The sequence below is a fragment of the Pseudomonas sp. Hp2 genome (genome assembly GCF_006386585.1).
GTDB classification, from domain to species: Bacteria; Pseudomonadota; Gammaproteobacteria; order Xanthomonadales; family Xanthomonadaceae; genus Pseudomonas_S; species Pseudomonas_S boreopolis.
Genome location: NZ_VAHJ01000002.1, coordinates 429592 through 450561, shown reverse-complemented (window position 1 = coordinate 450561; position 20970 = coordinate 429592). Strand labels below are relative to the sequence as shown.

The 20970-nt window shown below is 61.4% G+C and carries 18 protein-coding genes; 11 read left to right on the top strand and 7 right to left on the bottom strand.

Annotation, left to right across the window (positions count from 1 at the left end; translation table 11 throughout):
• Positions 1-35 precede the first annotated feature (35 nt).
• The 3 genes from FD678_RS07070 to FD678_RS07060 form a co-directional block, all read right to left on the bottom strand.
• Complete coding sequence (locus FD678_RS07070) at positions 36-1361, bottom strand: carbohydrate porin (RefSeq protein WP_177497614.1); 1326 nt, start codon at positions 1359-1361, stop codon at positions 36-38.
• A gap of 175 nt (positions 1362-1536) precedes the next feature.
• A complete protein-coding gene (locus tag FD678_RS07065) occupies positions 1537-4011 on the bottom strand; it encodes a membrane-bound PQQ-dependent dehydrogenase, glucose/quinate/shikimate family (RefSeq protein ID WP_140720643.1) in 2475 nt (824 codons plus the stop codon).
• A gap of 406 nt (positions 4012-4417) precedes the next feature.
• Positions 4418-5323, bottom strand: a complete 906-nt coding sequence (locus FD678_RS07060; RefSeq protein WP_140720641.1) for a LysR family transcriptional regulator — start codon at positions 5321-5323, stop codon at positions 4418-4420.
• Positions 5324-5597: 274 nt separating this feature from the next.
• Here FD678_RS07060 and FD678_RS07055 point away from each other — a divergent pair, with 274 nt between their 5' ends.
• Positions 5598-5798 (top strand): tautomerase family protein, encoded by a 201-nt coding sequence (locus tag FD678_RS07055; RefSeq protein WP_140720638.1) that lies wholly within the window; start codon positions 5598-5600, stop codon positions 5796-5798.
• A 315-nt stretch (positions 5799-6113) separates the two neighbouring features.
• On the opposite strand, the gene FD678_RS07050 is transcribed toward FD678_RS07055, so the two are convergent.
• Together FD678_RS07050 and FD678_RS07045 are read right to left on the bottom strand one after the other, a co-directional pair.
• The gene (locus FD678_RS07050; RefSeq protein WP_140720636.1) at positions 6114-6470 is read right to left on the bottom strand and encodes a putative quinol monooxygenase; all 357 of its coding nucleotides are present in this window, start codon (positions 6468-6470) and stop codon (positions 6114-6116) included.
• A gap of 117 nt (positions 6471-6587) precedes the next feature.
• Complete coding sequence (locus FD678_RS07045) at positions 6588-7592, bottom strand: LLM class oxidoreductase (RefSeq protein ID WP_140720634.1); 1005 nt, start codon at positions 7590-7592, stop codon at positions 6588-6590.
• A gap of 139 nt (positions 7593-7731) precedes the next feature.
• Between FD678_RS07045 and FD678_RS07040 the strand changes: the two genes are divergently transcribed.
• The 6 genes from FD678_RS07040 (at position 7732) to FD678_RS07015 (ending at position 16289) form a co-directional block, all read left to right on the top strand.
• Entirely contained in the window at positions 7732-8637 is a 906-nt protein-coding gene (locus FD678_RS07040) for a LysR family transcriptional regulator (RefSeq protein WP_140720632.1), read from the top strand.
• A 295-nt stretch (positions 8638-8932) separates the two neighbouring features.
• Positions 8933-11362 carry a membrane-bound PQQ-dependent dehydrogenase, glucose/quinate/shikimate family gene (locus FD678_RS07035; RefSeq protein WP_140720630.1) on the top strand — a complete coding sequence of 810 codons (2430 nt, stop codon included), beginning with the start codon at positions 8933-8935 and terminating at the stop codon, positions 11360-11362.
• Positions 11363-11767: 405 nt separating this feature from the next.
• Complete coding sequence (locus tag FD678_RS07030; RefSeq protein ID WP_305955976.1) at positions 11768-13249, top strand: efflux transporter outer membrane subunit; 1482 nt, start codon at positions 11768-11770, stop codon at positions 13247-13249.
• 53 nt (positions 13250-13302) lie between these two features.
• Positions 13303-14835: an MFS transporter gene (locus tag FD678_RS07025; protein ID WP_218569557.1), complete on the top strand. Its 1533-nt coding sequence runs from the start codon at positions 13303-13305 to the stop codon at positions 14833-14835.
• Between the two features lie 27 nt (positions 14836-14862).
• Positions 14863-15891 carry an HlyD family secretion protein gene (locus tag FD678_RS07020; protein WP_140720623.1) on the top strand — a complete coding sequence of 343 codons (1029 nt, stop codon included), beginning with the start codon at positions 14863-14865 and terminating at the stop codon, positions 15889-15891.
• Between the two features lie 38 nt (positions 15892-15929).
• The gene (locus tag FD678_RS07015) at positions 15930-16289 is read left to right on the top strand and encodes a DUF190 domain-containing protein (RefSeq protein WP_140720621.1); all 360 of its coding nucleotides are present in this window, start codon (positions 15930-15932) and stop codon (positions 16287-16289) included.
• Positions 16290-16354: 65 nt separating this feature from the next.
• Here FD678_RS07015 and FD678_RS07010 read toward each other — a convergent pair whose 3' ends face one another.
• The gene (locus tag FD678_RS07010; RefSeq protein WP_140720619.1) at positions 16355-17287 is read right to left on the bottom strand and encodes a LysR family transcriptional regulator; all 933 of its coding nucleotides are present in this window, start codon (positions 17285-17287) and stop codon (positions 16355-16357) included.
• A 233-nt stretch (positions 17288-17520) separates the two neighbouring features.
• On the opposite strand from FD678_RS07010, the gene FD678_RS07005 reads away from it, so the two are divergent.
• From FD678_RS07005 to FD678_RS06995, 3 genes are all read left to right on the top strand, one after another.
• A complete protein-coding gene (locus FD678_RS07005; RefSeq protein ID WP_140720616.1) occupies positions 17521-18132 on the top strand; it encodes a nitroreductase family protein in 612 nt (203 codons plus the stop codon).
• 43 nt (positions 18133-18175) lie between these two features.
• Complete coding sequence (locus tag FD678_RS07000) at positions 18176-19066, top strand: LysR family transcriptional regulator (RefSeq protein WP_140720613.1); 891 nt, start codon at positions 18176-18178, stop codon at positions 19064-19066.
• A 55-nt stretch (positions 19067-19121) separates the two neighbouring features.
• A protein-coding gene (locus FD678_RS06995; protein WP_140720611.1) for an IS5 family transposase occupies positions 19122-19927 on the top strand; the annotation gives its coding sequence in 2 pieces (ribosomal slippage) (positions 19122-19452 and positions 19452-19927; 807 coding nt in all).
• Positions 19928-19950: 23 nt separating this feature from the next.
• On the opposite strand, the gene FD678_RS06990 is transcribed toward FD678_RS06995, so the two are convergent.
• Positions 19951-20244, bottom strand: a complete 294-nt coding sequence (locus FD678_RS06990; RefSeq protein ID WP_140720609.1) for a helix-turn-helix domain-containing protein — start codon at positions 20242-20244, stop codon at positions 19951-19953.
• Positions 20245-20351: 107 nt separating this feature from the next.
• On the opposite strand from FD678_RS06990, the gene FD678_RS06985 reads away from it, so the two are divergent.
• Positions 20352-20966, top strand: coding sequence for a substrate-binding domain-containing protein (locus FD678_RS06985; RefSeq protein ID WP_177497610.1), 615 nt, complete (start codon positions 20352-20354; stop codon positions 20964-20966).
• Positions 20967-20970 lie beyond the last annotated feature (4 nt).

Genomic DNA, 20970 nt, shown 5'->3' with positions numbered 1-20970 from the left:
ACACCGCAATGCGAAAGGAGCTTCCCATCATGAGGCTATAGCGCAAAGACAAGCTTGAGGCTTGCGACCAAGATGTCGTCGCGATCACCTAGCCCACCGGGATGGCGGACATACTGGAAGCCCGGGCGCAGTGTTGCAGCCGGTGTCAGCTTGTATCCGTAGTTCAACTCGGCCGCTTGCTCGTGGTCCTGCGGGCTTGCTTGTCTCAGCCCAGCCTCATTCTGCGCTCGTTGCGACCGGCTGACTCGATTGTTCACCGATACCTGACCGATGCCCAAGGTGACATCGTCCTTGGGACGCCCCGGAAGCGGCCCCGTAAAGCTGAAGATCAGTGCCGCCTTGCTGTGAAGTCGATTGGTCGCGCGATCAGTCACCGCTAGGTTGCCCACGACCGTCAACCCGTGCGAACCATCGGCCCTCGGTGCCAGCAGTTGCTGCACCACATTGGCGTGGAAGCCCGCATGGTGGTTCTCCCTTGCAAACTCGCCCCCCGAGACCGCCTGGTACTCGCCATTCACGTCATAGACGATGTTGTTCGAATTGCTCGTGTCGTACCAGCCACCGACCTTGTAGGTGCCTGGCAGGTCGTGCCGGCTCCCGAACGTCGGGGTCCACTGAAGCTCCGCAGCATAGATCGTGCCGGTCGCGCCGCCGGTTCCGAGATAGAAGCCCCGGTCCTCGCTCAGGTTCACCGGATTGGACTCGATGACGCCGAGGTTGACATGCAGCGTCGGGGCAAGTCGCTGACGCAGGCGCACGCCCCAGGAGCTCACGGGCAAGTTGTAGAGATAGCCACTGACGATCTGGCTTGAGGCCGGACCGCACAGTACGACGTTCGAGATGTTGCCGCACGGGGTCGCGCCATAGTCCTCGCCATGCGTGACCCGGCCGAACTTCAGTGCGGTTGCCCCATCGTTGAAGCTCTGTTCGTACCAGAAATCGGACAGTCGCCAGATCTCCCCGCGGCCGTAGATGGATTGCAGAGGCTGGAGCAGCCCGAGATTGGCGTCGTTGGACAGGTTGTTGCCGTGCCGGTTGGTCAATGTCACCTGCAACTTGCCTCCCGGATGGCCCCACGCCTTGTCCGTGTCGATGGTGACCCCGAGCAGGAACTGGCCCGCCGCACGGCCCGCCTCACGCGTCCCCCCGTTGAAGTTGTGGACGGAATCGACAACCTCGCTTCCAGTGAATGTGACACCGTCCTCCGCGAGACGGTGGCGCAGCCCGCCCCAGTCACCAGTCAATGTCGAGCGATTCCAGAAGCTGCTATCGGCGGCTTCCTGTGCGTCAGCGACGCCCGTACCCAGTAGCGCAGAAAGAATCACGCTTTTTTGCAACGAGCGCATAGGGGCTATTTTCATTCTTGGAATTCCTGGACCTGCTCGGCGCGGCATCCGGTACTTAACTCGCATGAACCGCGCGTCCCATCCGGGCGGTAAGCGCGGGCATTGGGAATTGCCTCAGCCGAACGGGATGATTGGGACGCTGGCCTTGTGGCCAAGAGGACGGCTTTGCCGTCCTCTTGATGCCAGCACTTCAGCGCGGCGGCCGTGCCTGCCCGGGCAGGGCGTAGGCGATGATGTAGTCGCCATGGTCGGGTGCCGCGCGGGAACCGCTCGCCGTCACCACGACGTACTGCCTGCCATCAGCCGGAGAGGTGAACACCAGCGGCGTCGAACCACCGCCCACCGGCAGCGGGCTTTTCCAGACCACCTCGCCCGTCATGACGTCGATCGCACGCAGGTAGTAGTCGGAGGTGGCTGAGAAGAACACCAGCCCCGAACCTGTCGTCACCGCGCCGCCCAGTGTCGGCATGCCAAGCTCGACCGGCAGATGGGTCTTCATACCCAGCGGGCCAAACTGCTCGGGCGTACCCAGCGAGCGATGCCACAAGACCTTGTGCGTGGTCATGTCGATGGCGGCCATGGTGCCGAAGGGGGGCGTTGTGCACGGCACGCCGAGGAAGGACTGCACCATGCCACGCTCGGCACCATAGGGGGTGTTGGCCATCGGAATCACGCCACCGACACCTTCCACCGACTTGTTGGCCAGCCGTCCGTTCGTCTCCTCGCGGGTGAGCAACCGGCCCTTCATCATGATCCGCATGTCGTTGACGATCATGATGTCGTGCTGCTTGTCTATCGATTGTCCACCCCAGTTGGTGGTGCCGTACCAGGAGGGATTCTCGAGATACCACTTCAACTGCGGCGGCGTGTAGTCGCCCTCGTAGTGCAGTCCCTTGAACTGCACACGGCAATTCAGTTGGTCGATCGGCGTGATGCCCCACATCTTGGCTTCGGTCAGCATGCCATCGCGCATCTCAGGCATGCCGACCGAATAGGGCTGTGTCGGCGACAGGCGTTCCCCCGGCACCCCCTTGGTGGGTACCGGGCGCTCCTCGACCTGCGTGAGCGGCTTGCCGGTGCGGCGATCCAGGACGAAGATCTGTCCGTTCTTGCCCGCCTGCACAAGCGCCGGCACTCGCCCACCCTTGCCATCGGGCATGTCGTAAAGCACTGGTTTGGACGGAAGGTCGTAATCCCACACGTCGTGGTGTACGAGTTGGTATACCCAGCGCTCCTGCCCAGTAGTGGCATCGAGTGCAACCACCGATTGCGATACCCGATCGGTGGCCGCCGAACGCTGTCCACCGAAAAGGTCGGGGGTACCGCCACCGGTAGGCAGGTACACCATGTTGAGTTCTGGATCGTAGCTGGGCGTTGCCCACATGTTCGGGGTGCCGCGGGTATAGAACTCCCCATCAGCCGGCTTGCCGGTCTGGCCAGGACGGCCCACATCCCATGCCCAGGTCAATTCCCCCGTGACGGCGTTGAATGCGCGCACGACACCCGAGGGCTCATCGGTTGATTGGTTGTCCATCACCCAGCCGCCGACGATGAGATTGCGGCCTGCCAGCAATGGCCCCGAGGTGGGGTTGTAGAAGCCCGGGATGACCTTGCCCATGCCCTCGGCCAGATACACGGTTCCATCTTCGCCGAAAGAAGGCACGGGCTCACCGGTCTCCGCGTCCAGGGCGATCAGCCGCATGTCGCCGGTGGTGAGGTAGACACGCTTCTTGCCGGGCGCGTCGTTGGCCAGTTCGGGAATCTCGAAGTACGCCAGCGAGCGGCATCGCATCCAGTTCGCCGTGGACGCCGGTGTCACCTTGGGGTCGAAGTGCCAGAGCTTCTCGCCTGTATCCCCGCGCACCGCGAAGACCTGCCCCGACTGGGTGCACGGGTAGAGCGTATTGCCGATCTGGAGCGGCGTATTCTGGTTCTCCCGACCATCCGCGCTGATGTCTCCAGTACGCAACGTCCAGGCGACTTGCAACTGGCCGACATTGTCCTTGGTGATCTGCGTATCCGGCGAGAACTGTTCTCCCGTCGTGGTGCGTCCAAATCCTACCCAGTCCTTGGGTTCGCGGTCGGGCCTGTAGTCCGCAGCGACCTGCGGAGCCGATCCGGATTTCACGAGCCAGATGGGGGAGAACGCACCCACGAGGGTCGCTACCAGGCCGGCAGCGGTCGCACCGGCGATCCCGTAAGAGAGTCCGCGTATGCGCGGAATGCCCCTGGCTCCAGGCAAGCACGGAACGCAGACGGCCAAGAGCAACCCGAGAACCGCGAACATGCCAAGCCGTGCGGCGAGCGGCCAGAACTGGAAGCCGGCTTCCCAGAGCGACCATAGCGCTGTGACGACGAAGAACCCCAAGTACAGGTACGCCGCACGCACGCTGAGTCTTGCAAGCAGAATCGCCGTGGCGATAAGAGCGATGCCTGCAGGCACATAGTAGAGTGACCCACCAAGCATGATCAGCTTGGTGCCGTTATAGAGGAAATACAGTCCAACCAGGCCAATCAACAGGCCTAAAATGATCGTATAGAGCCTAAGAGTCGCTAACAAAACTCCGGAAGATTCCGTAGGCAGATGATCGAGCAGGCAAGCGACAGCCACGCCAGATGGATGTCGACGCGCCGCTCGATCGGCATGCTCAGGTTGAGAGGGCATAACATGTTCTCCTGAAGGAACAATCGCCAACCCTGAACACAGGCGAAGATTCCGAGAATGGCTGTGTGCGACGTTGGATCAGGACCGGGCCTGTCCTCGAAGCGGTTGGCACCAATTGCCCGGCGTATGGAATCTGTCTATTTAGATCGAATTTCGAACAGATGACCGCGAGCGCCGAGACAATTCCGCGCAAGACGCCGTTTAGCCCACACTGTTCTAGCCGCGAAACAACCAGGAAATCCATTATCGAGGCGCAGGAACATGGTGAACTTGTGTAGTCCTGCGACTATATGTCACTGTGCATAGAGGGATAAATGCTCCACAGAGAACAACAATGTGGACTTAAATTCCACAGATGGTTCGGGGTCTATACATCCCTCTCTAACCAATTTCATTCATGGGCTGTCTAGTCCAGTGCACCGCTTTGTGCATGCTCGACCAAGCAATCAATGACATAGCGAACACGAGGCGCGAGCGAGGCCTCCCTGAGCCAGATGAGGTGAACATCGACATTGACGTCGGAATAGTCGCTCAGCACCGGAACAAGATGCCCCTCTTGGATTTTGTCTCTAAGGAGAGAAATCGGCATCTGGCACAGTCCAAATCCGGCTGCGGCGGTCTCGACAATGGACTCTCCATCACTCAGGCGATGTGTTGCTGGAGGCGTTACGAGTTTCGACCTTCCTCCATCGCGTACGGTCCAGTGCTGCGGCGGCCCATCCTCGGTACCGACAATGCAACTATGGTTGATCAGATCGTCAGGTGTTGCCGGCACTCCGCGGCGCTCAAGGTACGCCGGGGAAGCGCAGATGATCCTTTGCTGGCTCGCCAGCTTCCGGGCGACGAGGTGGCTGCTGTCCTGAAGCTGGCCGAATCGCACCACCAGATCCGCATCCACCTGCATGGGATCAATCACTCCATCGTTGAATGTCATGGTCAGTTGAAGATGTGGGTGAGGTTCAGCCACCTTCAAGAGAATGGGCATCAGCACACGCCGACCGAATGCAATCGGCATATCCACATGTATACGGCCACGCAGCACCTGGTCGTTCGAGGTAATCCTCGCCTCTACGGCGGCAATGCTCTCCATGGCCAACGAACATGCCTTGAAGTAAGCCTCACCATCAAACGTCAGGCGTAGTCGCCTTGTCGTGCGGTGGATCAGACGCACTCCCAGCCGCGTCTCCAAGCGTTTGATGCTCTTGCCGACAGCCGATTTCGTGACCCCAAGCCGCTCGGCTGCCGCCGTAAAGCTTCCCAACTGAGCCACGGTCACAAATGCGCTTATCCCGGACAGGGATTCAGGAAGCATCTCCACCTTCGTTCTCCAATGCATTAATTGTGGAAATTTGCTCGCCACAGCGTATCCGGCGAAGCGGTTTATCCCGCCGTTTCATTGCCACTATCATGGTTCACGCTTCTCAGCTGCACGGCATTGGCCTCCAGTCCATCGCAGTTGATCTGCGCCCCGCTGAATCGGCTCGTACAGCGACAACGCCACGTAGCGATTTACCGGGAAGAAAGCGCCGTCATTGAAAATCAAGGCGGGTAGCGTCCTTTCATCTAAAGAAAGCTGAGGAAATATCATGCCGGTCGTACGCGTAAGCTGGTTTGAAGGTAAAGACACGAAGGCAAAGCAGGCCGTTGCGGCCGAAATCACCGAGAGCATCGTCAAGAACACCGGAACTGATCCGAGTTACATTTACGTCATCTTCGAAGACGTAGCTCCCTCCGACTGGGCAGGGGCCGGTAAGCTCTTTGGTGGAAGCACCGACGCCCCCACCTGACGCAGTCTTGCACCGTTAACCATAAACAGCGCTGCGCATCTCGAAGAGGCAAGCGCCATTGACCCTTGCCGTCCCGCGAAACGGCGCGGGCCAGTAGGCAGGCAACTGTCGACTCTCCGGTTGCCCCCTTTCCGGGAGCGCTGCTCCTTGACTTGACCAGGAATAGGCCACGCGGAGCTTTCGCTAGGCCAGTCGCCCAAGTTCGCCGTTTCCATTTCCCCAGACGTCTCGACCAATGCGCCACTACGTCAAGCCCCCTGGCAATCGACAGGGGGCTTGAATCGGCAGTTCGGGCTTGAAGCCGCACTCCACCGACTAGCGGATGAATCCATTGATCGGCGCAAGGTATTCCGCGCCGAAAGTGTCGAGCCTCGCCCGTGCGGCCTCATCCGGTTTTCCGTACACCGTCAGGCGTGCCACATCGACCATCCATGCAAAGCGCTCGGCGAATGGGGCGAAGGTGACATCCACGTGCGAAACCAGCGATTCCGAGTCACGGTAGTGCTCGAAGATGTGGACGATGCTCCCGTCCGTATTGGCACTGTATTCGTACGCGAGGGTTCCCGGCTCCTTGCTCGCACCTGCCACGGCCTCGGAAATCATCTGCTTGAATTTCTCGAACTGACCCGGCTTCACCTTCAGTTCAAATACCACATAGACGTTCTTGCTCATCTTTACTTCCTTCGTTGTTGAAAAATCGCCTGAAGCTCGTCCAGGCACGAGTGGTCGAGTCGCGGATGCAGGCATCAATCCCTTGACTCATCAGCTTCGATCGTAGCGACGCCTCTCTTAAGCGGGAGTGGTTTCAGGGCATGGAGCCGGGCTGGGAAACACTGGCAACAGGTATTCGCCCAGCTCGTCGATCACCTCCGAGGCGGGGCGCCGCTGCGGCTTGAAGTGCAGGCCGACGTGCGAGACACCTTGTTCCTGCTGCCGCAGCCAGAGTTCGCGCAGCGCGTTGCGTCCGCCTCGCAACACACGACCCGGCTGGATCGGCTTGTTCGGATCGCGGTCCAGGTCGAACAGCGTGCCGTAGCCATAGGGCTTGAAAACATCAGTCCCGCAGGCCGCACGCCACTGCGCGATGATCTGTGGGATCCGCATCGGGTCGGCGATGTACGAGAGGATTCCGTCGACCTGCTGTGCGGTCCAGTCCAGTGTCTGGCCTGCATGGCCGATCACGATGCTGGGCAGCCTCGGTGCCACCGGCTTGGGCACCAGATCCAGCCCGCCATCGAGGCGACCATAGAAGCGCGATTCGTGAATCGGCCAGGCGTGTTCGGTCGTGGCCCGGATTACCGCCAGCGCATCACGGAAGCGCTCGGCCCGGTTGCCGTACTCGACACCGAACGCCGGATACTCGACCGGCCGGTCGCCGGTGGCGAGCCCCAGCACGAAGCGCCCGCCCAGCAGCTGGTCGATGGTCGCGGCTTGCTTGGCGACGATCACCGGATCGCGCAGCGGCAGCACGATACCCGCGGTGCCGATCGTGATATTGCGGGTGATCGCCGCGAGGAAGCCCGCGTAGACCATCGGGTCGAGGACTTGGCCGACATCGCCGAAGTTGGGATCGTAGAAGGGCACGTCGCGCAGCCAGATCGCCGAGAAACCTGCGGCATCGGCATTCCTGGCCAGTTCGGCGTGTCCGGCCAGGGTCGGGCCAGCGCTGTCGGGATAGCTTTCCAATGGTGAGATGAAGCCGAACGTCAGGCGTCCCGGCTGGAACACTCTTGCATAGCCTGGATGGCGGGCAAGGCTCGTAGGCAGCTTGCCGAGCGCGGTGGGCAACGTCATGGTCAATCTCACATCTCCGGGACAAGGGTGCCCGGCACGCACCAAGCCCACTTGAAAACCAGAACTCTATCCCCCCGGATTAACAAGAAAAATGGGGTAAATTTCCAAACATATCGGAACAAAAACGCAGGAATAGACGATGAACTACTTCGGAGCGCTCGAAGCGTTCGTGCAGGCAGCGGAAACCCGCAGCTTCACCGAGGCCGGACGACGGCAGGGCGTTTCATCGTCGGCAATCGGCCGCTCGGTGGCGCGATTGGAAGAGGAGTTGGGCGTGCGCTTGTTCCACCGCTCCACCCGCGCCATTGCACTGACCGCCGAAGGCGAGCTGTTCCTGCAGCGTTGCTACCGGATCTTCTCCGAGCTCGACGTCGCCAAGAACGAGTTGAGCAGGGCCGCAGGGACGCCGCAGGGACGCCTTCGAATCGGACTGCCCCAGTTGGGCGCGCACCTGATGCGCCACCTGATCGAGTTCCAGCAGGCCTTCCCCGAGATCGACCTGGAGCTGGATTTCAGCGACCGTCTGGTCAATGTGATCGAGGAGGGTTTCGATGCCGTGATGCGCATAGGGGACGTCGACGACTCCCGGCTGACCATGCGCAGGCTCGACGGCTACCGTCACCGGCTCGTGGCGGCTCCCGGCTATTTGTCTCGCCACGGGACACCGACTCGGCCTGCCGAACTGGCCGATCACGCCTGCCTGCGCTATCGCTATCCCAGCACTGGCAAGCTCGCTCCTTGGCCATTGTTCGCACGAGGCCGGCCGCTTTTTCTGGAACTGCCGCAATCGGCGGTCAGCAACACCATCGATTCCCTGTTGGACATGGCCGAAGCGGGTCTGGGCATCGCTCTGTTGCCGGACTTCATCGTCGCAGATGCCGTTGCGAAAGGCCGCTTGGCGGTGATGCTGGACAAGCATGTACGCGACCACCGCAACTTCTGCATCCTCTGGCCCTCCAGTCGGCACACCTCACCCAAGATCAAGGCATTCGTGGATTTCATGGTTTCCCGGCTCGGTGCGGCCGGTGCCCTCCAGCGCAGATAGCCTGCTCCCTCCGTGAGCCACCAGCACCACATCATGACAAAAAAGGCATGATTCAAGACTGGTTTTGGTCTTAGACACCATTCACCATCACGCCGGAAAATTCATCGGGATATCTGCGGGCAGCCGACGGGCGCCTTGCACCGGCACCGCTCCATATCCCATCAGGCCAAGACAAGGTCATGTCTCTGACATTACCGCGACTCTGCTGGACGACGGGAGGAACGGCACACCGCCACGACTCATGCTCGCGCCGGATGGTCCATCTTGGCGCCCCTGGCAGACTCGTGGAGGTTTCATGTCTTCAACAACTACTACAACAGCAACAGCATCAACCGGGCGCAGCAAGACCGGCTGTCTGGTGCGTCCGCTGGTGGTACTCATCACGTTGCTCGCCGTCTGGTTCCTGGTCGGCGGCATCATGCTCGCAGTAGCTGGGGGATCCTGGTACTACTTGCTGTCCGGTATTGCACTATTGGTTTCCGGCGTCCAGCTATGGCGCCGCAAGAGCACTGGCGCCTGGTGGTTCGCGCTGGTGTTCGGCGCAACCATTCTTTGGACCATATGGGAAAGCGGCTCCGACTACTGGGGCTGGGTTCCACGCCTGAGCCTGCTCACCGTACTGGGCTTCCTGCTCAGCCTGGTCCTTCCCGACCTCGATCGCGGAACGCCTCGCAGGATTGCTCTCGTCTTCACAGGCGCGTTGACGGCGGTCTTCGCGGTGGCCTTCGGCCTGGCCTTCGTTCCTCACAACGTCATCGCCCCGGCCGGCGCCATGCCCGATAAACCGTTGATCGGCGCAGATACCAATGCCGGGATTCCGGACTCGGACTGGGTCGCCTACGGTCGCGACAGCCGCGCCACCCGCTACAGCCCGCTGGCACAGATCACGCCGGCCAACGTGGGCAACCTCAAGCGTGCCTGGGTGTACCGGACCGGTTCACTGCCGCTGGATGAGAAGAACAACCGCTGGGCGCCACAGACCACTCCGTTGAAGATCGGCGATGCCATCTACCTGTGCACCGCCACCAACGATATGCTGCGCCTGGATCCGGCGACCGGCAAGGAAGTCTGGCGCTACAAGTCCGACGTGCGCGAGCAAGACATCCCGTACACGGCCGCCTGCCGTGGCGTAACTTACTACGAGTCACCGCAGACGCCGGCCGGCCAGGCCTGCCATGCCCGCATCATCGAGGGCACCCTCAACATGAAGCTGGTCGCGGTGGATGCCGAGACCGGCAAGCCCTGCGAGCATTTCGGCGAGAGTGGCCGGGTCGACCTCATGGTGGGCATGGGCAAGACCGTGCCAGGCATGGCGGCGGTCACCTCGCCACCCGTGGTGGTCAATGGCGTCATCGTCGCCAACCACCAAGTCATGGACGGCCAGCGCCGCTGGTCGCCATCGGGCGTGATCCGTGGCTATGACGCCGAGACTGGCGCCTTCCGTTGGGCCTGGGACGTGAACCGTCCGCACGAGCATGGCCTGCCGCCGCCCGGCCAGTCCTACAGCAAGGGGACACCCAACTCCTGGACCAACATGACCGGCGACAACAAGCTGGGGCTGGCCTATGTGCCGACCGGCAACTCCACGGTCGACTACTACTCGGCGATGCGCACCCCGGAGGAAAATGCCGTCAGTTCGTCCGTCGTCGCGCTCGATGTGCAGACCGGCGAGCCGCGCTGGGTGTTCCAGACCGTGCACAAGGACGCCTGGGACTACGACATGGGGTCGCAGGTCACCCTGCTGGACTATCCCGATGCCAATGGCCAGCCGGTTCCTGCCATGATCGTACCGACCAAGCGTGGCCAGACCTTCGTACTCGATCGTCGCGACGGCAAGCCACTGAGTCCGGTGGAGGAGCGTCCGGCACCGGCGGGGAACGTGCCGGGCGATCCGCGCGCGCCGACACAGCCCTGGTCGGTCGAGATGCCGCGCATGAGCGGCCCGGATCTCACCGAGCAGATGATGTGGGGCATCACTCCCCTGGACCAGCTGTATTGCCGCATCAAGTTCCGCAACACCCGCTACGACGGAGAGTTCACCCCGCCTGGCGTGGGCGATCACTGGCTCGTCTATCCCGGCTTCAACGGCGGCAGCGATTGGGGCAGCATGGCCTATGATCCGAAACGGGGCATCCTGGTTGGCAACTACAACAACCTGCCCGTGCGCGAACGCCTGATCCCGCGTGCCGAGGCCGACAAGATGGGGCTTCGCTCGATGGACAACCCGGAATACAAGCCCGGTGGAACGCCCGTCGAAGGCAACGGCCCTCAGGAAGACACGCCCTACGCGATCGAGACGACCATCCTGATGGTCAAGCTGACCAACATGCTGTGCACCGAGCCGCCCTACGGAGGAGTCAAGGCGATCGACATGCACACGCGCAAGGTCCTGTGGGAGCGCCCGTTCGGAACGGCGCGCGCGAATGGCCCGTTCAACATTCCCACCGGCCTGCCGATCGAGACCGGTACGCCCAACAACGGCGGCCCGATGATCACGGGTAGCGGCCTGGTGTTCATCGGCGCGGCCACCGACAACCTGCTGCGTGCAATCGATCTGGCGACCGGCAAGATCATCTGGAAGGACGTGCTGCCGGCAGGCGGGCAGGCCACCCCGATGACCTATGAGTACAAGGGACGCCAGTATGTGCTGATGATGGCCGGTGGCCATCACGTGATGGGTACCCCGACTGCGGACTATCTCGTCGCCTATGCATTAGATCAGTGACTGGTAGCGACAGATCAGTGACTGGTAGCGACCGGAAGCGGCGACATGATCGCCGTTCCCGGCTGGCTCGCTCGTCATTTCACGTGCGCGCGAGAGTCGCCCACCTCTGCTTCCCATACCCAAGCAAGGATTGCTCCGGACAGCGCGATGCCGGGATGAACACCAAGTCACTCGTTACCTGGGACAGCGACGGTGCCGTACGAAATCCACGTCAGTCTTCACTTTACTGGCCGCAAGAAAGCCTCAGATATGCGCCCCCCCCTGAATGCTCCATTCGTAAGAAGCAGTCTCCATTGCGCCGCCCCGGTAATTTCGGTGCCGACCTTCGCCCAGGCGCCAGCCTCCAAACCAGATTTGAGGAGCGCCTTCTGGAAGAAGTTCCTCCGACGGTTCCGCCGCCCGAACATAGCGGGACATCTGCGCCTGATACTCAGCACACAGGGAGCCCTGGCACTGGCCCTGCCCCTTGTTGGCTGCATGACCGTTCCCGACGTTCGGGAACCTGCCCTTGCCACGCCCGCGGCGGCGTTGCGGGCGCGATCGATCGCAGTCACCCGTCATCCGGCCCTGAGTGAGCAACCTGCACCATCCCAGTGGTGGCATCTGTTCGGTGATCCGACGCTGACGACACTTGAAGCCGAAGCCGCCGCTTCCAACCTCGATCTTCTGGCTGCCTCTGCACGCATCGAGGAAAGTCGCGCACAACTGGGGATGGTCGATGCTGCACGCCGGCCACAAGTCTCTGTCCAAGCCGGCTACACCCGCTCGGCCTTGAGCGAACACTCGCCGATGGTTTTGCTCGGCGCGCCAAGCGAACCGACGAGCACCTGGTCGCTGGGACTACAGGCTGGATGGGAACTGGATCTGTGGGGCTACCTGCGGCATCAGAGCGAATCGGCCGAAGCCAGACTGCAGGCCAGCGCCTACGGCATGGACGCGGTGAAGGTCTCCGTTGCCGGCGATGTCGCCCGTACCTACCTGTTGCTGCGCGGCGTGCAGGCGCAACTGGGCATCGTCGAGGAGAACCTCCAGATTGCCAGGAACTTAGTGCGCATGACCGAAAGCCGTCAGCGCAACGGCGTCGCGACACGCTTCGATGCCGCCGCCGCCCATGCAGACGTTGCGAGTATCCAGGCACGCCTGGCGCAATTGCAGCAACAACGCGATGCCTTGATGAACGCCCTGGCGCTGCTCCTGAGCAAGCCGCCACGAGAGCTGGACGAACGCCTGGCCGATGCCGCGTTGCCGGCACTGCCCGAGCGCCTCCCCATCGGCGTGCCTTCGGAGTTGGCCCGCAACCGCCCTGATATCCTGCAAGCGGAAGCCCGCTTGCGTGCTTCCGTGGCGGATATCGGGGCTGCGGAAGCCGATTTCTATCCGCGCATCCGTCTCACGGGCAGCGTCGGCGTGCAGGCGTTCGAGCTTTCCGACCTGGGCAGTTGGAGCTCTCGGCAGTTCTCGGTGGGGCCGGCGCTCCACCTGCCGATCTTCCAGGGCGGCAGGCTCAAGAGCAACCTGGCCCTGAGCGATGCCCGGCATCGCCTAGCGGGCATCGCCTACCGGCAAACCGTGCTGCGCGCCTGGCATGAGGTGGACAACGCACTTAGCGCTTACGCCACCGAACTGAAGCGGCACGAGCAATTGCAGCTTGCCTGGACGCAGAACCAGACGGCGCTGGAAGTGGCCCAACGCGCCTATCAGCAGGGCACGTCGGACTTCACTTCCGTCCTGGTCGCCAGGCGCTCGCTGCTGTCCAGCCAGGCCGAACTGGCCGATTGCGCGACCGCCTCCGCCCTGTCGGTCGTGGCGCTCTACCGGGCGCTCGGCGGCGGCTGGTCTTCGGAACTGCGGATGGAGACTGCGGCAACGGACAAGGATGCCTCATGACGCCACCACCCGCGCCGGCAGGTACAAGCGCACCACCGCCTGGAAAACCGCCTATGCCGGCATTCGGCCCACGCCTGGCTTGCGGCCTGCTCGGCGTGTTGCTGGCGGCGATGGTGGCCGGCCTGAACAGCCGCGTTCCCGGGCTGGTGCTGAGCGACGTGCAGGGAGCTCTGGGCTTTGCGCGTGACGATGCGTCCTGGCTGACCACTGCCTACTCGGCCGGGGAGCTGGCGGCCATGCCGTTTGCGACCTGGCTTGCCATCACCTTCTCGCTACGCCGCTTCCACCTGGCGTCGCTGACGGCCGCGCTGACCTTGGCGGCCATCATGCCTTTCGTGCGGGATCTGCATCTCCTGCTGGCGTTGCGCGCGCTTCAAGGGCTGTTTTCCGGTGCGCTGATCCCGATGCTCATGGTGGCGGCATTGAGCTTCCTTCCGTTGCCTATCCGCCTGCACGGCCTGGCACTCTATGCGCTGACCGCCACCTTTTCGCCAAACGTCGCACTCTGGTTGGCGACGTTGTGCGTGGACCGGATGGCAGACTGGCGCTGGGCCTACTGGCAGGCGATCCCGCCGGGATTGCTGGCGATGGCGATGATGGCCTGGGGCGTGCCGAAGGTGCCCATGGCGCTGTCGCGCCTGAAGCAAGGCAACTGGTTGGGCATGGCACTGGGAATCCCGGGTCTGGCCCTGCTGGTGGTCGGGGTGGATCAGGGCGTGCGCCTGGACTGGTTCAACTCGCCACTGATCGTGGCGTCGCTGATGACGGGGACCGTGTTGACCGGGCTGTTCCTGGTCACCGATTGGCGACACCCTACCCCCTTCCTGCGGCTGCAGTTGCTCGGCCGCCGGAATCTTGGCCTGGGCTTCAGCGTGTTCGTGTGCCTGTTGATGATCGTGGCCACGGCCGTCACCTTGCCGGCCAACGTGCTGGGGCAGTTGCAGGGCTTCCGCCTGGAGCAGAGCGCCACGCTTGGCCTGATCGTCGGATTGCCGCAGCTGGTGCTCGGCTTCTGTGTCGCGCTGCTGCTCTATCAACGCTGGGTCGACGCCCGCTACGTCTTCGCTACGGGACTGGCTTTCATCGCAGCGGCCTGCTGGCTGGCCAGCGGCATCACCAGCGAATGGATGGTGGCGCAATTTGTTCCCGCAGAAATCCTGTACACCATCGGCCAGCCGATGGCGATCGTCTCGCTGCTGTTCCTGGCCACGAGTGTCGTCCAGCCCATGGACGGCCCCTTTGTCGCCAGCGTCGTCAACACCTTGCGTGCGTTCAGTTCGGTGTTGGGCGGCGCGCTCATCGGCCAGCTCACGACCGTGCGCGGCCACTTCCACAGCGAGATGCTGGTTGATCGTGCGGGAAGAGTGCTACCTCGCCTATCGCCGTCCGACTTTGGACTGGACACCCTGGCCGGGAGCATCGCCCAGCAAGCCAGCGTCCTGGCCGCAGCGGATGTCTACCGAACATTCGGCCTGTTGGCCCTGCTGCTGATCCCGCTGGTCCTGACGCTCACCTACATCCCTGCGCCCATGACGCAGCCCACTTCAGTCGCGTCATCTGCCGTACCGGCAAGCACCACACCTTGACCTTCTACCATCGGTAAACAGTATTTCATGGCTACCAACCTTCGCTTTCGCATCACCGTGGGCACGATTGCGCTCATCGTTCTACTCGTCGCCCTGGTCGTCCTCAATCGGTCCGAATCCAACGCCTCCGAACAAAGTACCGATGACGCCTATCTACAGGCGGACTCCACGATGGTCGCTCCACAGGTGGCTGGCGTCATCACGCGTGTGGGGGTCGAAGACCACCAACTCGTGCAGGCCGGCACCCTGCTGGTCAGCATTGATGACCGGGAACTTCGCATTGCCGTCGATACTGCCAAGGCCACCGTCGATAGCCTGGAGGCACAACTGGACCGCCAGCAGAGCAGCATCGCGCAAGCCCGCGCAGCAGTCGCCGCCTCCACGGCCAACTTGAAGCTTGCCGAAACCAATCGGAAACGCTTCGCCAATCTGGCACGCGATGGATCCGGCACGGTCCAGGCTCAGCAACAGGCCGAAGCGGAATGGGATGTTCAACGCGCCGCACGCGAACGTGATCGGGCTGGACTGCGTTCGGCCGAACAACAGGTTGCCATCCTGCGTGCCGAGTTGGAAAAAGCAAAGGCCGCTAAAGCGGATGCCGAGTTGAACCTGTCTTACGCCAGTGTACATGCACCCATTGGTGGCGTCGTCGCTCAACGCCGGGCCAGGTTGGGCGGCTATGCCCGCGTGGGCGAACCGTTGTTGACCTTGGTTCCTCTGGATGCTTTGTACGTGGAAGCCAATTTCCGCGAGACGCAACTTGCACGTGTGCGGATAGGCCAGCCGGTGGACATCACCGTCGACGCGCTACCCGGAGAACATTTCAAGGGGCACGTCGAGAGCCTGGGGCCAGCCAGCGGAGTGAGCTTCTCACCCGTACCGTCCCAAAATGCCACTGGCAATTTCACCAAGATCGTGCAGCGTCTGCCCGTACGCATCCGCCTCGAACCAGGCCAGAAGAACACCAGTCTTTTGCGGGTCGGCATGTCCGTGCGTCCGAACATCGACGTGACGGCAAAGGACGCAAGCACTGAACCATCCGAGGCTTCATCGTGAAGCCAATATTCAGAACGTCAACACCTCAGGGGATTGCGATGCAAGGTTATCAGATTACCTTCTTCACTCAGCAAGATCGCACACATGGTTCGACGCCTCTCGCTCAATGGCTGGTCGAGCAGGCTAAACAGCAGGGCATCCGCGGGGCGACATTGTCTGGAGCCATCGAAGGGCTGGGACACGACGGAAAGACTCACGCGATCAACATGTTCGACTTGTCGGATCAGCCGGTTCAAGTCACGCTCGTTGTCAACGACGAAGAAGCCAAGCGGCTTTTTTCTCATCTCACGCAAGAGAAAGTACAGGTGTTCTACATGATTCTGCCGGCAGAGTTCGGGATGTTGGGCGGCGACGGCTCTGGCATGCCACAGATGCTATCGTCTCCAAGCGGCGCGTAAGTCGAGACGCGGAGTCATTGTTCCGTTGCGTTACCGCGCCACTGCTACGGCACTGCAGCCAGCGATCAGAAATCATGGAATCGGTTGTGCTTGGCATCCAAGGACGCCGGATCATCGTCCGCGAACTTGCGGACAACAGCCTTGACCGATTCAATCAGCCCGCGGTCTTCCTGCGCGCGGTGACACATGAGTACCGGAATCGTCACATTGGCATCCTCGATAAGGCGATACGCGATATCGGATCGCAAGTGCCGCGAGTTAGCTGGGACCAAGCAGAATCCGAGGCCCGCCGCGACGAACGCCAGTGCAGTGTCGATCTCGCTGACTTCCCTGATCTCTGACGGCCGACTCGCGGAGGCGCGAAGCCAAGCGATGGTCTGGTCGGCAAAGCCCGCCTTGTGGCCGCTCGGATAGACGATGACTTCCCTGTCGTCGAGATCGGCAATTCCAATTGACCCTTCACTCAAGGCCAGTACATCGTCAGGGGGTATGGCGACGAACAGTCGTTCGTCACGCATCGGGATCTGCACAATGTCAGGTTCGAGATAGCGAGATCGGCTGAAGCCGATATCGATCACCCCCTTCCGCAGAGCGTCGTCTTGATCTCCCGACATCATCTCCCGCCAGCGGATATCAACGTCAGGCAGCGCCTCGGCAAGGTGCTTCATCACATGGGAAATGCCACCGTAGACGATGGTGGGCGAGAATGCGATGGTCAGGGTGCGCTTGCGTCCCGCCCCGAGTTTTCTAGCAGTGGCCTGCATTCGCTCCACGCGATCCAGCACAGCCAGCGCATCCTCGTAGAAGCGGCGTCCTGCATCTGTCAGCATGAAAGGACGCGCGCGCCGATCGATCAACTGAGCGCCAAGCTGCTCTTCCAAGCGAGCGATCTGCCTACTCAGGGCCGGCTGAGCAATGTGAAGTGACTCCGCCGCACGAGTGAAGTTGCGTAGCTCAACCACCACGACGAACTTGCGCAATTGCTTCAACTCAACCATCAGATAGTCCTAGAGAGAAGCGCGGCAATGCAATGCCTACACGTAAAAATCTCAGCCCTCGCCTTCGTTAGTAGAGTTCTCATTTGCCTATACAAGAATAGCAACTCGTCCATAGCGCATAGTGGAATTTATTTCAACTGAGTGAATACCGTGACCTCGTATATCACCCCAAAGGGAAGCGCTACGATTAAAGCAACCTCTTATCCAGGCAGTCTTCCTAAAGGCAATAGCTCATGTCAATTTCGGATCTTATCAACTCCCGCACATCTGCAAACAGCTACGATACGTCACGCGACTTGTCTGAGGCGGATATTTCGGAGTTAATCTTCCTTGCAACACGCGCCCCTACCGCCTTTAATTTTCAAAACTGGAAATTCATCGCGGTACGTAGCAAAGAAGCAAAGGCACGACTCCTGCCACTGGCTTTCGATCAACAGAAAGTAGTCGATGCTGCCGTGACATTCATCATATGTGGGACGTTGGAACCTCACACGACGCTACCCGCTTCGCTATTGCCAACGTTTGAAACAGGCATCATCGACGAAGCTACCTATAACGCCTGGATTGTGGCCGCGCAAGGCAACTACCAGAATAACCAGGTACTTCAACGTGACGAAGCTATCCGCTCGGGTTCCCTCGCAGCGATGACGCTGATGCTGGCAGCAAAGGGGAAGGGCTTGGTATCAGCGCCGATGATTGGATTTGACCCCGTTGGAGTGTCCGAAGCGTTTGGACTCGCCGCCACCGAAGTTCCTGTAATGCTGGTGACAGTGGGATATCCAGGGCCAGCGAACTGGCCGCAGAAGCCGCGCAAGCCTGTGCAGGACGTATTGTCATTCGTCTGATCGCCATACCAGCCCTGCTCTAGGTCGCCAGGGAGCTATGTTGATGGAGTTGCGACACCTCCGCTGCTTTATAGTCCTGGCAGAAGAACTGCACTTCACACGAGCCGCCGAGCGCCTTCACATTGACCAATCGCCGCTTTCCAGAACCATCAAGGAACTGGAAGACGATTTAGGCATGCTGCTATTTGACCGTGACCGTCGCGGAACTCGTCTAACCCGTGCCGGCGCAGTCTTTCTGCAAGACGTGCGCCGTCTGTTCACCACACTGGATCAGGCTCGCGAGAACGTCAAAGCCGTTTCCGCTGGGTATCGTGGCAGCCTGCGAATTGCGGTATCCGATGGCGCAATTGATCCACGCCTTTCCGAGTTCCTGGCGCGTTGCCGCGAAGAAGAACCGGAGATCGAGATTCGACTCTCCGAGGTCCCGTTCCCCGAACAACTGCGTGGATTGCGGTCGGGCGACTTCAACATCGGTTTCGCGCATGCCGACAACACTGGCAGCGGTATCGTTGCTGAAGCCATCTGGCGAACGCCCATCGTGGCGGCACTCCCGGCCCGTCATCCGTTGCTCATCCACAAGGAAGTACCGCTCAATGAACTGGCGCGGTTTCCCTTGGTCATGTGCGATCCGCAAATATGCGAGGGATACTTCAGGGAACTGACCCGCCTGCTGTGCACGCAAGAACATCAACCGAACGTCATCGAACACGCAACCTCGCTGGATGTAATGCTTACCCTCGTCGCCGCAGGCTACGGCATCGGCTTTACTTCTTCGGTCCGGGTGGCGACCTGCCGCCTCCCGAACATCGTGATTCGCCCCTTAGCAGTCGAGTCCGCCATCATCACGACCTATCTACTCAGGCCCGACAGCGAAAGCCCATCCTTTCCATTGGGGCGATTCCTGGCACGCTTGCACGCCCCCGCCGACGACTAAGAGCCGCTAACAAAACTGACTTGAACGCTGGTTCGCAGGTGGCAAAATTGCCGGCATGCCCCGTCGCAAAGAGATCCCCGCCGCGCTGTGGAAGCGCATCGAACCGCTGATCCCGTCAGTAAAGCCTTCGCCCAAGGGCGGGCGGCCGCGCGTCAGCGACCAGCAAGCCCTCAACGGCATCGTCTATGTCCTGCGTACCGGCATCCCATGGGAAGAATTGCCTCTGGAACTTGGCTACGGCAGCGGCATGACCTGTTGGCGCCGGTTGCGCGACTGGCAGGCCGCAGGCGTCTGGCATCGCCTGCATCAGACCCTGCTGGCCGAACTGCGGCGGGCCGACAGGCTGGACCTGAGCCGAGCCGGCCTGGATGCGGCCAGTGTGGCTTCCCCCCGGGGGGCGCGTACACCGGGCCGAACCCGACCGATCGCGGCAAGCTCGGCAGCAAGCGGCATCTGATCGTCGATCGCAACGGCGTTCCCTTGGCGTTCTGTGTGACCGGAGCCAACCGGCACGACTCGGTGGTCTTCGAGGCACTGGTCGATGCCTTGCCGCCGATCGCCGGCAAGCCCGGGCGTCCACGGCGTTTGCCAGGCAAGTTGCACGCCGACAAGGCCTACGATATCGATCGCTGCCGCGCGCATCTCAAGCAACGGGGCATCACCCCCCGCATCGCTCGCAAGGGGATAGAGCGCAACGACCGATTGGGGCGGCATCGCTGGGTGGTCGAGCGCACGCATGCCTGGTTCGCCGGAATGGGCAAGCTGCGCATCCGCTTCGAGCGGCGCGTCGACATCCATCTGGCGTGGCTGTCGCTTGCCTGCTCGATCATCTGCCTACGGAATCTTCCGGAGTTTTGTTAGCGACTCTAAGCCTCGGAGACCGTTCACGGCTTCTCTCCGGAACGAAGGTTGCTTTCCGTAGCAGCCATCAGATCGGCCGCGCTTTTATCCAAAGCCCCAGCGATTCTCAGGATCATCGCCAAGGTTGGCATGTGCTCTCCGCGCTCAATCTTGCCCAAGTGAGAACGCTCGATCCCAGCCCGGACGGCGAACACATCCTGAGCAATGCCTTGTTCCAGCCGGGCAGCACGAACGGCATGGCCGAAGGCCATTGCAGGTTCAGCTTCGTAGGTGGGTGTGCCGGCTGGACGGCCTCGTTGGACTGAGCGCTTTTGCATTAGCAAAAGCGTCGAATATCTGGGTAAATTAAACCACGTTAACTTTAACTCTTGCTATGATATTTGCCTGTTTTTACGCATCTAACACTCCTTCCCTGGAGGGGGCCATGAGCACCTCCCAACGGTCTATAACGCTGAAGCTCGCAGCCTCGCCCGGCGCGCTGTCCCCGCTGCTGGCGAACCTGCTCGCGCTGCAACGCGCAGAAGAACCTGAAACGCAGGTGCTGCTGGAGGAAGCGCCCCCCGAGGACCTTCTCCATGGACTGGGCAGCGGTCGCTACGACTTCGGCATCACATGGACGACGTCAGCGGAACCATCTCTACGCAGCCAACCGCTCTGGAACGAAGAATTGGGCATCGCTGTTCCTTCGCGGTCGCCCCTGCTCGTGCATGCGGCTATTCCATCGGAAGCACTTCAGCTCTATCCCCTGATCCAGGCCTGCATTGCACTGAGCGATGACCTACTGAGGCAGTTGGACTGCCCACTCCAGGATGCCTCTTCGTTCGAGTTGATGGCAGCCCTGGTCGCCGCAGGCTACGGTATCGGTGTAGCACCGCGCTCGCGCATTTCGCAGGCGCACGGCTGGGGCATCGTCTGTCGCCCTTTGGCTGGCGGGCCTCATTCCGTCAGGGTACAGTTGCTGCGGGCCGGCTCCAAGCAAGAGCCGGCCGCAGACCGTTTCGCGGAGCGCGCAGCGAAGATCACGGCCGCAGACCACTGAACCC